Consider the following 14,902-nt stretch of genomic DNA (forward strand, 5'->3'; position numbering starts at 1 on the left):
ATGGCCGACATCGTCACCATCCTCATCAACGGGACGGTCATCAGCTCGCTCTACGCGCTCGTCGCCATCGGCTTCACGATGATCTTCGGCGTCGGCGGCACGATCAACCTCGCCCACGGCGGCATCATCACGGTCGGCGCGTTCTCGGCCTACTACGTCACGAACGCGGGCCTCGGCATCTGGGCGGGCGTGCTCGCGGCGATGGCGGTACCGGCGCTGTTCAGCGTGCTCCTCTACAAGGGGTTCGCCGAACGACGCGACGACATCATCATCGTGATGATCCTCACCCTTCTGGCCTCCATCGTCGTCGAGGAGGTCGTCCGTATCGTCGAGGGGAGCCAGCCCAAGGCGATCCCGGCGCTCGTCTCGGGCACCACCGAACTGCTCGGGAGTTCGGTACAGAACAACCTGCTCGTGGTGTTCGTCGTCTCGTGGCTGCTCATCGGCGGGCTGTTCGCGTTCGTCAACTACTCCAAGACCGGGAAGGCGATCCTCGCGACCAGCATGAGCCCGCGCGGCGCGGCGCTCGTCGGCATCGAAAGCGACCGCATCAACCTCTACACGTGGGCCATCGCCGGCCTGCTCGCGGGTATCGCCGGGCTCTTCCTGGGCTCCTACCAGACCGCGAACTGGGCGATGGGCCGCGAACCGCTCATCCTCTCCTTTTCGATCGTCGTGCTCGGCGGGCTCGGCTCGATCCGGGGAAGCCTCGTCGCGGCGTACGTGATCGGCTTCCTGGAGGTCATCACGACGTCGGCGATCGATCCGCGGCTGAGTGGCCTGGCCGGACTCGTCGTCCTCGTGGTCGTGTTGCTCGTCCGTCCCGAGGGCCTGTTCGGCCGGGAGCTCGCGGAGGCGTAGATGGCGGACGAACCCCTCTCCGCCGAACCTGCCGAGACCGACACCGACCGCTCGCTCGTCGGTTCGATGCTCGCCCCGCGCTACCTGCTCGGCGTGCTCGGTGTCGTGGCGTTCGCCGCCGTCCCGTTCGTCGGCATCTCGACGACACAGCTGTTGGTGCTCATCGGGGCGCTCTACTTCGGGATGTTCGCGATGAGCTGGGACGTCGTGTCGGGCTACACGGGCGAGATCAGTTTCGGTCACGCCCTCTTCTTCGCCGTCGGTGGCTACACGTCGACGCTACTCAACCTCGAACTCGGGCTGTCGCCGTCGCTCTCGATCCCGGTCGGTGTCGCGCTCGCGGCACTCGCGGGCGTCCTCATCGGCGTGCCGGCGCTGCGGATCCGGGGTCCGTATCTCTCCCTGATAACGCTCGTCGCGCCGCTCATCCTGCTCCAAGTGTTCATCATCTACGGCGACGTCTTCGGCGGCGAACTCGGACTGAGCTCGCCGGCGGCGCTGGTCACCGCCGACGAGTTCGACCTCGTCGTCACGGCGAACTACTACATCGCGCTCGGACTGTTCCTCGCCATTCTCCTCCTCCTGTTCGCCGTCACGCGCTCGAACATCGGCTCGGTGCTGACGGCGATCCGCGAGGACGAGGATGCCGTTGCGGCCGCCGGCCTGAACGTGGCGAAATTCAAGGTGTTCGCGTTCGTGCTGAGCGCGGCCATCGGCGGGCTCGCGGGTGCGATGTTCGTCCATACCCCAGTAGGAAGCCCGCGCCCGAGCCAACTGCTCGCGCTGATCGTGAGCATCGAGGTGCTCATTGCGGCCACCCTCGGCGGCATGGGCACCATCGTCGGCGCGGGTCTCGGCGGCGTGTTCTTCTACTTCGTCAACGATCTGCTCAACCAGCAGGAGTTCACCATCCCATTCGTGAACGTCGGGCTCAACGAGGCGAGCCTGCTGCTCTTCGCACTGCTGACGATGGTCCTCATCTACGTTCTCCCGCAGGGGGTGTTCCCGTCGGCGATACGCGCCGGTCGGCGGCTGCTCGGGCGTGCGCGCGGCAACCCCGTAGCGACCGATGGCGGCCACGAGTCGGGTGGAGCCACGTCCCCGATCGAGCAGGCTGCGGATCGCTATCGGCGCGCACTCGAAGAGTTCGAAGAACGGATCGGAGATGATGAGAAATGAGCACTGACAGCGACACGACCGGCGGGAGCGAACCGCTGACTGGGACGGAAAACGACGCGTACGGGCCCGACGACGGGCTACTGGTCCTTCGGAACGTCACGAAGCGCTTCGGGGGACTGACGGCGGTCGACGACCTCTCGTTCGCCGTCAGGGAGGGCGAGATCCTCGGGTTCATCGGGCCGAACGGTGCGGGCAAGTCGACCACGTTCAACTGCGTGACCGGGACCTACCCCCCGACGGAAGGGACGGTCTGGTACGACGGCGAGGACACGACCGGGAACGCGGCCCACGTGATGGTCAAACACGGACTGGCGCGCACGTTCCAGTCGTTTCGCCCGCTCTCCGATCGAACGGTCCTCGAAAACGTCGCGCTGGCGCTCACGCCCGACAGACTCCTCACCCTGTCGGGTCTGCGTGGGAAGACGCGCGAGCGGGCGCGTGCCATCTGCGAGCGGGTCGGTCTCGGCGACAGGGTGGAGCTGTCGCCGAGCGAACTGCCTCACGCCGGGTTGCTCCGCCTCGAACTCGCGCGGGCGCTCGCGACCGATCCCGACCTCCTCCTGATCGACGAGCCGTTCGCCGGGCTGTCGAGCGGCGAGGTCGAGACCGTCTCCGACCTCCTCGCCGAGCTCCGTGACGAGGGGCTGACGCTGGTGGTGGTCGATCACAACATGCGCGGGCTGCTCTCGCTCATCGATCGGGCGATCGTCATCCGCTTCGGCTCGAAACTCGCCGCGGGAACTCCTGAGGAAATCCGGGCGAACGAGGCGGTCCAGGAGGCCTACCTGGGGGGTGGCAGATGAGCACCGAGGCGGCCGGTGACGGAACTGCGACCGCCACCGACCAGGAGGGCGCGGCGCTCGTCGTCGACGACCTCCGCGTGTCGTACGGCAAGGTGGCCGCGCTCCGCGGCATCGACCTTCGGGTCGAACACGGCGAGATCGTCTCGGTGATCGGTCCGAACGGCGCGGGCAAGACGACGCTCGCCGAGACCATCACCGGCTTTCACGACTACCAGGGCAGCGTTCGGTATCAGGGGGCGGAGGTGAGCGGGCGCTCGACGAGCGACCTCGTGAGCGAAGGGCTCATCCACTGCACCGAGGGGCGCGACCTCTTCGGCCACATGAGCGTCGCGGACAACCTCTCGCTCGGGACGTTCCGTCGCGGCGACGCCGACGAACGCCGCTCGTTCGTCTACGAGCTCTTCCCGGCGCTCGAAGAGCGCACCGACCAGCACGCGCGGACGATGAGCGGCGGCGAACAGCAGATGCTCGCCATCGGACGGGCGCTGATGAGCGCGCCCGAGTTCCTGATCCTCGACGAACCAACGCTGGGGCTCGCGCCGGTCGTTCTCGAGGACATCAGCGACGGGCTCGAACGCATCCGCGAGGCCGGCGTCACCGTCCTCCTCTGTGAACAGAACGTCACCTTCGCGATGGATCACGCCGATCGTATCGCGCTGCTCGAAAACGGCGAACTCGTCCGCGAGGACACGCCCGAGAGCCTCCGTGACGACGATTACGTCCGCGATGTCTACCTCGGCGGGTGAGCGAGTTTCTTACCGTTGGTAACGAAAAACGCTTTTCAACGAACGACTGGTTGTTCGAGGGGCAACCCTTTAAGCCGTGGCGTGCGTCCACACATGGGAATCCATGACGAATCTCGTGACGGACGTCGCGTCGACGGTCGAGAACCATCCCGAAGCGACGGCGATAGCGTACGACGGGCAGGAACTGAGCTACGAGGCGTTCTGGTCCCGAACGGGGCAGTTCGCCGCCGGTCTCGACGCGGCGGGCGTCGACCCCGGCGATCGAGTCGGCATCTATCTCCCGAACCTCCCGCAGTACGTCGTCGCCTTCCACGGCGCGCTCAGGGCCGGGGCTGTCGTCGTCCCGATGAACCCCCAGTACAAATCCCGCGAGATCGGCCACCTCCTCTCGGACAGCGGTGCCGAACTGGTCGTCACGCTCGCCGACCTGGTTCCCGTCGTCGGGTCGGTACGCGAGGAGACGGCCATCGAGACCGTGGTGAGCGTCGGTGACGATGCCGATGGTTCGATCACGTTCGAGGCGTTCCTCGGCGAGGATGAGCCTTCCGTCGTCGAGCGGGCGGGCGACGACGTGGCGTGCCAGCCGTACACCTCGGGCACCACGGGTCAGCCGAAGGGCGTGTTGCTCACCCACCACAACCTCGCCTCGAACGCACGGATGGCCGCCGATCTCGCCCCCGACGGGACAGGTGTCGGGGACCGCTCGCTCGGCGTGCTCCCGCTCTTTCACATCTACGGGATGACCGTCACGATGAACGCCGCACTGTTCTCGGGGGCGGCCTACTACCCGTTGCCCGAGTGGGACGCGCAGACGGCGCTCTCGCTCATCGAGAACGAGGAACTGACGATCATGCAGGGCGTGCCGGCGATGTACAACGATCTCGTCAACCAGCCCGAGGCCGACGAGTTCGACCTCTCCACGCTGCGGTTCGTCAACTCCGGCGGGAGCAGCCTACCGATCGAGGTGCTGCGTCGGTTCGAGGAGCGGTTCGGGCTCCCGCTCTACGAGGGCTACGGGCTGACCGAGACCTCGCCGGTCACGCACTTCAACATGCCCGACGCCCGCCGCGTCGGCTCGATCGGGCGCACCCTCGACGGCGTCGATGCGATGATCGTCGATAGCGATTTCGAGCCGGTCGAACGGGTTCCTGAGGGGCCGGTCGACGAGAGCGAGACCGATCTCGACGCGATCACGGGCGAGCTCGTCGTCGCCGGGCCCAATGTGATGAAGGGGTATCACGACCGGCCGGCAGCCAACGAGGAAGTGTTCACCGAACAAGACGGAAAGCGATGGTTCCAGACGGGCGATATCGGCTACTGGGACGAGGACGACTTCTTCTACATCGTCGATCGAGAGAAACACATGATCGTGACTGGTGGCTACAACGTCTATCCGCGCGAGGTCGAGGAGTTGCTGTTCGAGCATCCCGACGTGGCCGACGCCGCAGTCGTCGGCATCCCCGACGAGCGCCGTGGTGAGACCGTCAAAGCGTTCGTGGTTCCGACGCCGGACGCCGCTGTGACAGAAGACGAGATCAGGGAGTTCTGTCTCGAACGGCTCGCGGAGTACAAACACCCGCGCGAGGTCGCGTTCGTCGACGAACTGCCGCGGACGACCACCGGGAAGGTCCAGAAGTTCGAACTCCGTGAGCACGAAGGGGATGCGGCGGGTGCGGAGGGCGAAGAGGGCGAGGAGGTGGCCGAATGAGCGACGACGATGCGGTGCTGGTCGCCGTCGAGGACGGTGTGGCGACGCTGACGCTGAATCGGCCGTCGGTGCGCAACGCGCTCACCGAGGAGATCTCGTCCGGCATCATCGACGCGCTCACCGAATTGGAGGGCAGCGACGCGCGCTGTCTGGTGATCGAGGGCGCTGGCGGGGCCTTCTCTGCGGGTGGCGACGTGAACGCGATGGCCGAGCGGCTCGCGGGCGACGTGGCGCTCGACGAGGCCGTTCGACACATCAGCCAGGAGACCAGTCGGGCGGTCAAGCGCGTCGCGGAGTTCGACCTCCCCGTGGTGGCGAAGATCGACGGGATCGCCTTCGGCGCGGGCGCGAACCTCGCCATCGCGTGCGACGTACTGCTGGCGAGTGCCGAATCCAGGATCAGCTTCGGCTTCCGGCAGGTGGGGCTGGCGGTCGATTCGGGCACGTCCTATCTCCTGCCGCGGATCGTCGGCGCGAACACGGCTCAGGAGCTCGTCATGACCGGCGAACTCGTCGAGGCCGAGCGCGCCGAAGAACTGGGACTGTTCAACCACGTCTATCCCGACGATGAGTTCGACGAGCGCGCCGACGAGTTCGTGGAACAGATCGCCACCGGACCGACCGTGGCGCTGCGTACCTCGAAACGGCTCGTCCGGCAGGGGTTCGAGAGCTCGCTCGATCAGGCGATGGAGAACGAGGCCGCCGCACAGGCCGCCGTCTTCGAGAGCGACGATCACCGTGAGGGGGCTGAGTCGTTCATGGCCGGCGAGGAACCCGATTTCGAGGGGCGATAGCTGGTGCGGCCGCCGGCTGCGGCCGGCGGTTGCGGTCTGCGGTGGCGGTGCGGAACCTGGTGGATGAAGGGCGAGGTCGTTCGAAAGGCACTCTGTGCCTTTCGTGATGACGAAACGGCTTCGCCGTTTCGAACCACGCGCGAGCGACTGGAAGGAGCGAGTAGCGAACGAAGTGAGCGCGCCGAGGGCTTCTGCGGTGTTGTGCGTTTGCGGTAAGTCGTTGTGTCTGCGCGAGTGGAACGAGCACGGTTCGCCGGGAGTGACCGAGCGTAGCGAGGGAGCGAGCGGGAGTTTTCAGCGTAGCTTTTTGCAAGGACCCCGAGCGAGCCGAGCGGGACCGAAGGTCCCGCTGGCCGTGCGAACGGGCGCGGAGTGCCCGTGAGCAGACGCAGCGAGCGAATGGGGACGCAGTAAAAAGGTCCGTTTAGAACCCTTCGCCGAGCAGTTCGCGCGCGATGACGTTCTTCTGGATTTCGCTGGTGCCCTCGTAGATCTGGGTGATCTTGGCGTCGCGGTAGAACCGTTCGACGTCGAAGTCGTCGACGTAGCCGGCACCGCCGTGGATTTGGACGGCCTCGTCGGCGACCTCGACGGCGACGCGCGAGGCGTATTCCTTGGCCATCGAGGCGAGCGTGGTCAGCTGCTCGTTTTTGTTGTCGACGCTCCAGGCGGATTTGTAGGTGAGCTGACGGGCCGCCTCGATCTGGGTGTGCATCTCGGCGAGCTTGTGCTGGATGGCCTGGAACTGGCCGATGGATCTCCCGAATTGCTCGCGCTCTTGAGCGTAGTCGAGCGCGCGTTCAAGTGCGCCCTTGGCGATGCCGACGCCCTGGGCGGCCACGCCAGTACGAGTAGCGTCGAAGAACTGCATCTGTTGGAGGAAGCCCGCGCCCTGCGTGCCGACGAGGTTCTCCTCGGGGACGCGCACGTCGTCGAGGAGGAGTTCGGCGGTGTCGGAGGCGCGGATGCCGAGCTTGCCCGTGATCTTCTCGGCGGTGAACCCCTCTCTATCCGACTCGACGATGATCTGCGAGAAGCCGTTGTAGCGGCCCTCGGCTTCCGGATCGGTCTTACAGAGTACGACGAAGTAGTCGCCCACGGAGCCGTTGGTGATCCACATCTTGTTGCCGTTGATCACCCACTCGTCGCCGTCCTTCTCCGCGCGAGTCGAGACCGAAGAGACGTCCGAGCCCGTGTCGGGTTCGGAGATAGCCGCGCCCATGATCGCGTCGCCGCTCGCGATCGGCGGGAGATACTCCTCCTTCTGTTCGTCGGTGCCGGCCGCGATGATCGCCTCGGCCCCGAAGCCGGTACTCGCCACACAGAGACCGATTCCTGGATCGACGGCGAACAGTTCCTCGGAGATGATCGCCGTTTCGAGCGTCGAATAGCCCGCGCCGCCGTACTCGGCGGGGATGGTCGCACCGAGCATGCCCATCTCGCCGGCGGTCTCGATGAGATCGTGGGGGTACTTCTCCGCTTTGTCGTACTCGCTCGCGATCGGTGCGATCTCGTTTTCGGCGAAGCGGCGCACCTCGTCGCGGATCTGTTTCTGTTCGTCGGACAGCTCGTAGTCCATAGACGTTCGTTATACATCCCCACATCAAATAAGTTCGTAACCTGGAATAAACTCATCAGACGTTTCTGCAGGAGGGCGGTCGTTCGGCCGGTATCGGGGGTCGTTCGAGGAGAATGCTGTGGGGGACAGAAACGTTGAAGCCCCGTCGGTGAGTTCTAACGATGAATCATGAACGTCGACGAGATCGACACGATCGCGGTGCTCGGTGCCGGGAACATGGGCCACGGCATCGCCGAGGTCGCCGCGCTCGCGGGCTACGAAGTCCGTCTGCGTGACATCAACGAGGGGTTAGTTGAAAACGGCTACGACCAGCTCGAGTGGAGCGTCGGCAAACTCGAGGAGAAAGACCAGCTGACCGAGGAGGAGGCCGACGCCGCCCTCGACCGCGTGACGCCGCTGGTCGATCTCGAGGAGACGGTGTCGGGAACGGACGTCATCATCGAGGTGGTCCCCGAGAAGATGGAGATCAAACAGGACGTGTATGGGGAAGTCGAGCAGTACGCGCCCGAGGACGCCCTGTTCGCGACGAACACCTCGTCGCTGTCGATCACCGATCTCGCGGAGGTCACCGAACGACCCGAGCAGTTCTGTGGGATGCATTTCTTCAACCCGCCCGTTCGGATGCAGCTCGTCGAGGTCATCTCGGGCGAGCACACCAGCGACGAGACGCTCGACACCGTCGAGGCGCTCGCCGAGGAGTTCGGCAAGACCCCTGTCCGCGTTCGCAAGGACAGTCCGGGCTTCATCGTCAACAGAGTATTGGTCCCGCTGATGAACGAGGCGGCGTGGCTCGTCGAGGACGACGTGGCGACGATGGCCGAAGTCGACAGCACCACGACGTTCGAACTGGGGCTGCCGATGGGGAGCTTCGAACTCGCCGATCAGGTGGGCATCGACGTCGGTTTCCACGTGCTCGAATACATGCACGAGACTCTCGGGGACGCCTACGAGCCGTGCCCGCTGCTTGAGGAGAAGGTCGAGGCCGAGGAACTCGGGAAGAAGACGGGCAAGGGGTTCTACGACTACGAGAACGGCGACGGTGCGGACATTCCCACGGACGCCGGCAGCGAAGAGATCGAAGCCAGACTCCTGGCCGTGATGGCCAACGAGGTCGCCAAACTCGTCGGCAACGACGTCGCGCCCGCCGTCGACATCGACGAGGCCGTCATGCTCGGCGCTGGGTTCCCCGAGGGCCCCGCCAAACTCGCCGACGGCGCGGGTCTCGATTCGCTCTACGAGACGCTCGACGAGCTCCACGAGGAAACCGGCGCGGCGCGCTACGAACCCGCCGACGCGCTCGAAGCGCACGCCGACGAGGGTTTCTACGGGAGCGACGACGAGGAAGAGGGCGTCGAGTTCGAGAGCATCCGCATCGAGCATCCCGGCGACATGGTGGGGAGGATCGTCATCGACCGCCCCCATCGGATGAACACGATCAACCCGCAGATCCTCGACGAGCTCGACACCGCGATCGACGTGCTCGAGGACGACGATGACGTGCGCGCGGTGTTGCTCGTCGGTGCCGGCGACGACGCCTTCTCCGCCGGTGCGGACGTCCAGTCGATGGCGGCGAACGCCGATCCGCTCGACGGGATCGAGCTCTCGCGCAAGGGCAAGGAGGCCTTCGGCAAGCTGGAGGAGTGTCCGATGCCGGTCGTCGCGGGCATCGACGGTCACTGTCTCGGCGGCGGGATGGAGCTCGCGATGTGTGCCGACCTCCGGGTAGCCTCCGAGCGCTCGTCGTTCGGCCAGCCCGAACTCGATCTGGGCCTCCTCCCCGGCTGGGGCGGCACCCAGCGTCTCCAACACATCGTCGGCGAGGGTCGTGCGAAGGAGATCATCCTCACGGCCGACACCTACGACGCCGCCGAGATCGCCGACTACGGCTTCCTCACCGAGGTCGTCGACAACGGGGAACTCGAGGAGCATGCCCACGACCTCACCGCCGATCTCGCGGGCGGGCCACCGATCGCCCAGGAGTTCACCAAGCGCGCCATGCTGCGCGGCTGGGAGGATACCGAGGCCGGCCTCGAGATCGAATCCCAGGCGTTCGGCCACCTGCTCAACACCGACGACCTGATGGAGGGCGTCACGGCGTTCATGGGTGACTCAGACCCCGAATTCGAGGGGAAGTAACCACGGAACGGAACGCTTAACAGGCGGTATCGGGAACGAACGGATGCGTTCGCTCGGTTGGTGTAGTCCGGCCAATCATTTCGGCCTTTCGAGCCGATGACCGGGGTTCGAATCCCCGACCGAGCATTCTTCTGCGAACGACGTGACGAAGAGCGTGCAGGGAGTAGATTCGAGCAGGCCAGTCGCGCGCAGCGATAGCGAGCATTACTGATGGATCCGTGGAATGCTCTCCATACCCGAACCGTTCCGTCCATTCCCTGTCGGCGAACGATAGGGCGCTCCCGATGGGTCGGATCCGACAAAATGGACTCCGGAAACCATTATCAGCGCGTGCAGGCACAACCGTTTCCCGCTGGCTGGCGATACGTTTCGGGAGGATGTCAGATCGCACCCCTGAGCTACTGTCCGATCGCAGACGGCTCGGCTGGTGGCTGTTCATCGGACTGCTCACTATCGTCGCAGCGTTTCTCGCGTACTCGTTCGTCGGCATGATCGTACTCAGCGTTTTCGGCTACTACGCGACCCGTCCGGTCAACCGACATCTGCGGCGGACGGTTGAATCGGACAGTGTTGCAGCAGGCATCACCGTTCTGGTGGTCGTGGTTCCGATCCTGCTGCTCATCGGCTACGTCGGTTTCAATCTCTTCCAGCAGCTCCAGCAAGCGATCGGTACCGGTGGCCCAGCGACGTTTGGGCTCGTCGACCTCAGTGCGCTCCCGGCTGCTCAGCGCGAAACCGTCACTACGCTGCTCCGCGATCCAACCCAGTTCATCAGCCAACCACAGCAGACCCTTCAAACGGTGGTTCAACTCGGAGGACAGGTCCTCGGAGCAGTTGGAGGCAGCATCGTTTTCTTGGGGCTCGTCGTTGCGCTTTCGTTTTTCCTGTTACAGAACGATGTGGCTCTCTCGCGCGGATTCCGCGAGCTGTTCGGCGGTCGTGATACCACCGCGTATGCGTATGCCATCGCGGTCGACGAGGATCTGGAATCGGTGTTCTTCGGCAATCTCCTGTTCGTCGTCGCGATGTCGGTCATCTCGGTGGGCACCTACGAAGCAACGAACCTGCTCGCTCCCGAAGCACTCCACGTTCCGATGGTACTCGTGTTGGGGGTTCTAACCGGCATCGCCAGTCTCATTCCGATCGTCGTCGGCAAGGTGATCTACCTGCCGATCGTCGCCTATCTCGGCTTTCAGGCCGTGCGTTCGGGCGGGAGTTTCCTGTTCGTCGGCGGGGCGTTGGTGGCGTACTTTTCGATTCTGGACATCCTTCCGCAGACGTTCCTGCAGCCGTATATCACTGGTCGACAGCTCGATATGCTGGTGTTGATGTTCGGCTACATCCTGGGACCGATCCTGTTCGGCTGGTACGGCTTTTTCCTCCTGCCGATCGTCTTCATCCTCATGCTCGAAGCGATTCGGATCGTGCTCCCCGAACTGGTCCACGGCGAGGAACTCACTCCGGACGTTTCGCTCGGTGAGGGCGTCGGAACCGACCCACAGTCCGCACATGAGGCTCCTACCGAAGAGACGACCGATACGTCGCCCGAAAACGACGATACGACCACCGACTGACGGTTGACTGAAAAACAGCGACGATCGCGGGTCGTCTCATACGTACTGCACAATTCTCTCTGCCAGACCCTCCAGTTCCACTCTCCACACGTACCTCATTTCCACGGATTCGAGACGAGCTCCGCCTGCACCGTCGCCCCGACCTCGACGTGACAGTCCGACCGCGGCTTCGCGATACAGAGCAGGACGTAGCCCTCGGTACTGTGGCGTGGTTTCAGCGCACGCGCTCGTTCGGTATGGACGAGTTCGCCCGTGATCAGTCGACCCGTACAGGTGCCGCAGGCTCCGTACAGACAGCCATAGGGAAGCGTCTGCTCCGTCCGTCGGGCGGCTTCGATGACGGTTTCGTCGGCAGCGACCGTGATCGTCCGGGTTGGGCCGTCGCGCCAGTCGAGCGTCACCTCGTGGGTGGCCATCTACTGCCAGACGTCGCTCGTGCAGTCGCCGCCGGGCCAGCGGATCTCGTGGGCACGCGCCGGGCCACCGGGTGCGTCGCCGAAGTCGACGAGGAACTCCTCGTCGAGTTCCATGCGCCCCTCCTCGGGATAGATGTCGGCTTTCATCATCAGCGAACCCTCGTCGGCGATGTCGGGATAGAACTGGTTGTCCCACGACGAGAACAGCGACGTGGTCCAGTAGAGCCGGCGGCCGTCGCGGCTGAGCTGGAGCATCTGTGGTGCACCGCGGATCTCCGTGCCCTGGATCGACTGTCGATCGCCGAAGTTGCCGCCGGCCCAGATCCGATCCACGAGTCGCGGGTTGCCCGTATCGCTGATGTCGTACATCCGGCAGTCGCCGTGCAGCCAGTTCGAGAAGAACAGATACTGGTCGTCGAGCGAGATCAGGGTGTCCGTCACCAATCCGGGGACGGGCATCTCCCAGTCGGGGTGCTCGCGATCGTCGATCTCGATGACCGTTTCCCAGTCCCACGTACCGTCGTTGCGCTCCCAAAAGCGGATGATGTTCGACGAGAGCGCTGCACCGACGTAGCCCTCGGTCGCCTCGGGGTTGTGGAGCATTCGAATCTCCAGCGGGATTGCCCCCTCCTCGCCGAACGCCAGCGTCTCCCGATGTTCCCTCGTCTCCCAGTCCCAGATGTGGATGCTGTCGCCATACCGACCCGCTTCGACGTCGTCGAGATCGAAGCCCGGATAGTAGGTCTTCGGGGCGGCCCACTCCGTCGAGAGCATCACCCCATGCCGGGGCTGATACCAGTAGTCGTACTGCATCTCGACGTCGCCGCGGTCGGCCTCCCAGTGGCCGTCGATCGAGAAATCATCTTGATCGAGCTGGAGGAATCCGCCGGGAAGCTCGCCGTCGGCGTTGCCGAGCATGCTGATGACGATCTTCCCCTCCGGCACGCAGTGGACGGTGTGCGGTGCCGAGAGGTCGTGTGCGAACACTTCCTCGGGTTCGATGACGTGCTCGATCTCCGGCTCTCGCGGGTCGGACGCATCGAGAACGTGGATGCGCGAGGAGCGCTGGCCGGGAACGATCAGGTGGTCGCGCTGCAGCCCCTCGGTGTGACACGACGACGAACAGCTGTTCCAGCCGAAGTGGTGGAGCTCGTCGCCCTCGTTCGGCATCTCGACCCTGTCGATGATCTCGCTGTACCGCTCGGAGGTCGGATCGACGTCGATGACGGCGACGAAATCCGGTTCGTCGGTGTCCATGCCGACCCGCGGTGCCATGACGAACGCGGTCTCCTCGCGCGCCGATTCGGTCCGCATCGCTGCGGGCGTCGGATAGCCCGGTCCCTCGACGTCGTGATGCTCGTGGCCGTGTGTGGCTCCCGGATCGCTCGATTCGTCGCTACTCATGACGAGCAGTACCATCGATATGCTAATAAGTGCTTGGTGGTACCAACTCACATATTTGGTTGGACGTCTCCCGATGATTGATCAAGGATGTCGCGGACGTCCGTGCAACTACCGCTCTAGTTTTATAATTTAGATTTCATTTCCTACGTCGATCATGGCTGACCCGGGCGCTGTCTCTCGCGGAAATCGGTACGTTCGCCGTTGGCTGGAGCGAAGCACATGAGTCCGAATACAGCGGAAAAACGGCCGGCGAGAATCAGACGTCGATGACGTTGTTGCAGTGCGTACACGGCACCTGATCCGAGCTATCCATCTCGTCGTACTCAGTCTCGTTCCCGCATTCCTCGCAGGTCACTGTCGCCATGGTTCGGTTACGATTTCGTACGGTATGAACGTTCGGCGTCCTGTAGGGACCGTCGTCATGACTCCTTGGAGTCGCTCCGAGTTCCGATCGCTTCGCATTCGCACTCGTCACCCGATCCATCGATGACTCCGGGACGGTCCACGGCCGGACGATCCACGGTACGCACGCTCCGGGTCCGTGATACCGCTCCTCGCACAACCCTTATCCCCGGATGGGCGTTGGGTTTGCTTGCAATGGCAACTGGTACGGTCGACTTCTTCAACGACACGGGCGGTTACGGCTTTATCGACACTGAGGACTCCGAGGAGGACGTTTTCTTCCACATGGAGGACATCGGCGGCCCGGACCTCGAAGAGGACACCGAAGTCGAATTCGACATCGAACAGGCTGACAAAGGACCGCGAGCGACCAACGTTACCCGACAGTAACGCCGCTCAGCGACGCGGACGAACAACGAACCATCGATTTTTATGCGCAGCTTGCAACCGAGCGACGGCTATCCACAACGTGGAACCCAGTAGGAAACCGAAGGGCTCAGATCGCCGTCCAGCCGCCGTCGACGAATAGGAGCTGGCCGGTGACGTAGGAAGCGTTCTCGCTGGCAAGGAAGAGCGCTGCGCCGGCGTTGTCGTCGGGATGGCCGGCCCGCCCGAGCGGAACGGGTTTGATGAACCCACCTTCCTCGCCGGCAGCTTCCTGAGCCTCGTCGGACCAGCCCTCGGTGAACTCGGTGGCGATCTGACCGGGCGCGATCGCGTTCACCCGGATGTCGTGCTCGGCGAGTTCGAGCGCCGTGCCCTTGGTGACCATCTTGATCGCCCCCTTGGTCGAGTCGTACTGTACCTGGCCGTGCTGGGCGACCCACGAGGAGATCGAGGCGGTGTTGACGATGCTCCCCGGTTCGTCGCGGTCGATCATGTCCCGTGCGGCGGCCTGCGTCCCGAAGAAGACCCCGCGAACGTTCGTGTGATGCAGGCGGTCGAAGTCCTCCTGTTCGACGTCCAGGAAGGCCTCCGAGTGTTGGACGCCGGCGTTGTTCACCATCACGTCCACACCGCCGAACTCGCGCGCGGCTTCGACGACCGATTCGAGTTCGTCAGGATCCGAGACGTCCGTCTCGACGTACTCGCCGGTGCTGCCCGATTCGGCGATGAGCTGGTGGGTCGGCACGTCCTCGCCCTCCATCTTCGGCTCCTCGCGCACGTCGGCGACGATCACCGTCGCGCCCGCACGCCCGAACCCGAGCGCGATGGCGCGGCCGATACCCGCGCTGCCGCCGGTGACGATCACGGTCTCGTCGCTATAATCGAAGTTCGCCGTTCCCATAGCCCCTGCTCG

At 64.4% G+C, this 14,902-nt stretch carries 13 protein-coding genes and 1 tRNA gene; 10 read left to right on the forward strand and 4 right to left on the reverse strand.

Annotation, left to right across the window (positions count from 1 at the left end; translation table 11 throughout):
- The 6 genes from NO363_RS04505 to NO363_RS04530 all read left to right on the forward strand — a co-directional run bounded on the left by NO363_RS04505 (position 1) and on the right by NO363_RS04530 (position 6,091).
- Positions 1–861, forward strand: a complete 861-nt coding sequence (locus tag NO363_RS04505; protein ID WP_256687187.1) for a branched-chain amino acid ABC transporter permease — start codon at positions 1–3, stop codon at positions 859–861.
- Positions 862–2,040: a branched-chain amino acid ABC transporter permease gene (locus NO363_RS04510; RefSeq protein ID WP_256687189.1), complete on the forward strand. Its 1,179-nt coding sequence runs from the start codon at positions 862–864 to the stop codon at positions 2,038–2,040. It abuts the gene before it with no gap.
- Positions 2,037–2,843 (forward strand): ABC transporter ATP-binding protein, encoded by an 807-nt coding sequence (locus NO363_RS04515; RefSeq protein WP_256687191.1) that lies wholly within the window; start codon positions 2,037–2,039, stop codon positions 2,841–2,843. The genes NO363_RS04510 and NO363_RS04515 overlap by 4 nt, the downstream gene beginning before the upstream one ends.
- On the forward strand, positions 2,840–3,589 hold the full coding sequence (locus tag NO363_RS04520; protein WP_256687193.1) for an ABC transporter ATP-binding protein: 750 nt from the start codon (positions 2,840–2,842) through the stop codon (positions 3,587–3,589). The genes NO363_RS04515 and NO363_RS04520 overlap by 4 nt, the downstream gene beginning before the upstream one ends.
- Positions 3,590–3,692: 103 nt before the next feature.
- The gene (locus NO363_RS04525; RefSeq protein WP_256687194.1) at positions 3,693–5,297 is read left to right on the forward strand and encodes a long-chain-fatty-acid--CoA ligase; all 1,605 of its coding nucleotides are present in this window, start codon (positions 3,693–3,695) and stop codon (positions 5,295–5,297) included.
- A complete protein-coding gene (locus NO363_RS04530; protein ID WP_256687196.1) occupies positions 5,294–6,091 on the forward strand; it encodes an enoyl-CoA hydratase/isomerase family protein in 798 nt (265 codons plus the stop codon). The genes NO363_RS04525 and NO363_RS04530 overlap by 4 nt, the downstream gene beginning before the upstream one ends.
- Before the next feature lie 424 nt (positions 6,092–6,515).
- On the opposite strand, the gene NO363_RS04535 is transcribed toward NO363_RS04530, so the two are convergent.
- Positions 6,516–7,670, reverse strand: coding sequence for an acyl-CoA dehydrogenase family protein (locus NO363_RS04535; protein ID WP_256687198.1), 1,155 nt, complete (start codon positions 7,668–7,670; stop codon positions 6,516–6,518).
- A 168-nt stretch (positions 7,671–7,838) separates the two neighbouring features.
- Between NO363_RS04535 and NO363_RS04540 the strand changes: the two genes are divergently transcribed.
- From NO363_RS04540 to NO363_RS04550, 3 genes are all read left to right on the forward strand, one after another.
- Positions 7,839–9,806, forward strand: a complete 1,968-nt coding sequence (locus NO363_RS04540) for a 3-hydroxyacyl-CoA dehydrogenase/enoyl-CoA hydratase family protein (RefSeq protein ID WP_256687199.1) — start codon at positions 7,839–7,841, stop codon at positions 9,804–9,806.
- Between the two features lie 51 nt (positions 9,807–9,857).
- Positions 9,858–9,932: transfer RNA gene (locus NO363_RS04545), tRNA-Glu, on the forward strand.
- A 251-nt stretch (positions 9,933–10,183) separates the two neighbouring features.
- The gene (locus NO363_RS04550) at positions 10,184–11,380 is read left to right on the forward strand and encodes an AI-2E family transporter (RefSeq protein ID WP_256687201.1); all 1,197 of its coding nucleotides are present in this window, start codon (positions 10,184–10,186) and stop codon (positions 11,378–11,380) included.
- 95 nt (positions 11,381–11,475) lie between these two features.
- On the opposite strand, the gene NO363_RS04555 is transcribed toward NO363_RS04550, so the two are convergent.
- Positions 11,476–11,796 (reverse strand): 2Fe-2S iron-sulfur cluster-binding protein, encoded by a 321-nt coding sequence (locus tag NO363_RS04555; RefSeq protein ID WP_256687203.1) that lies wholly within the window; start codon positions 11,794–11,796, stop codon positions 11,476–11,478.
- The gene (locus tag NO363_RS04560) at positions 11,797–13,200 is read right to left on the reverse strand and encodes a selenium-binding protein SBP56-related protein (RefSeq protein WP_256687204.1); all 1,404 of its coding nucleotides are present in this window, start codon (positions 13,198–13,200) and stop codon (positions 11,797–11,799) included.
- A gap of 597 nt (positions 13,201–13,797) precedes the next feature.
- On the opposite strand from NO363_RS04560, the gene NO363_RS04565 reads away from it, so the two are divergent.
- Entirely contained in the window at positions 13,798–13,992 is a 195-nt protein-coding gene (locus NO363_RS04565; RefSeq protein ID WP_004052044.1) for a cold-shock protein, read from the forward strand.
- Between the two features lie 106 nt (positions 13,993–14,098).
- Here the strand turns inward: NO363_RS04565 and NO363_RS04570 are convergent, their stop codons facing one another.
- On the reverse strand, positions 14,099–14,890 hold the full coding sequence (locus NO363_RS04570; RefSeq protein WP_256687206.1) for an SDR family NAD(P)-dependent oxidoreductase: 792 nt from the start codon (positions 14,888–14,890) through the stop codon (positions 14,099–14,101).
- Positions 14,891–14,902: the final 12 nt, after the last annotated feature.

The sequence above is a fragment of the Halococcus qingdaonensis genome, from assembly GCF_024508235.1.
Taxonomy (GTDB): Archaea; Halobacteriota; Halobacteria; order Halobacteriales; family Halococcaceae; genus Halococcus; species Halococcus qingdaonensis.

Coding starts and splice junctions, on each gene's coding strand:
- NO363_RS04505 (WP_256687187.1), top strand. CDS start 1: ATGGCCGACATCGTCACCATCCTCATCAACGGGACGGTCATCAGCTCG.
- NO363_RS04510 (WP_256687189.1), top strand. CDS start 862: ATGGCGGACGAACCCCTCTCCGCCGAACCTGCCGAGACCGACACCGAC.
- NO363_RS04515 (WP_256687191.1), top strand. CDS start 2,037: ATGAGCACTGACAGCGACACGACCGGCGGGAGCGAACCGCTGACTGGG.
- NO363_RS04520 (WP_256687193.1), top strand. CDS start 2,840: ATGAGCACCGAGGCGGCCGGTGACGGAACTGCGACCGCCACCGACCAG.
- NO363_RS04525 (WP_256687194.1), top strand. CDS start 3,693: ATGACGAATCTCGTGACGGACGTCGCGTCGACGGTCGAGAACCATCCC.
- NO363_RS04530 (WP_256687196.1), top strand. CDS start 5,294: ATGAGCGACGACGATGCGGTGCTGGTCGCCGTCGAGGACGGTGTGGCG.
- NO363_RS04535 (WP_256687198.1), bottom strand. CDS start 7,670: ATGGACTACGAGCTGTCCGACGAACAGAAACAGATCCGCGACGAGGTG.
- NO363_RS04540 (WP_256687199.1), top strand. CDS start 7,839: ATGAACGTCGACGAGATCGACACGATCGCGGTGCTCGGTGCCGGGAAC.
- NO363_RS04550 (WP_256687201.1), top strand. CDS start 10,184: ATGTCAGATCGCACCCCTGAGCTACTGTCCGATCGCAGACGGCTCGGC.
- NO363_RS04555 (WP_256687203.1), bottom strand. CDS start 11,796: ATGGCCACCCACGAGGTGACGCTCGACTGGCGCGACGGCCCAACCCGG.
- NO363_RS04560 (WP_256687204.1), bottom strand. CDS start 13,200: ATGAGTAGCGACGAATCGAGCGATCCGGGAGCCACACACGGCCACGAG.
- NO363_RS04565 (WP_004052044.1), top strand. CDS start 13,798: ATGGCAACTGGTACGGTCGACTTCTTCAACGACACGGGCGGTTACGGC.
- NO363_RS04570 (WP_256687206.1), bottom strand. CDS start 14,890: ATGGGAACGGCGAACTTCGATTATAGCGACGAGACCGTGATCGTCACC.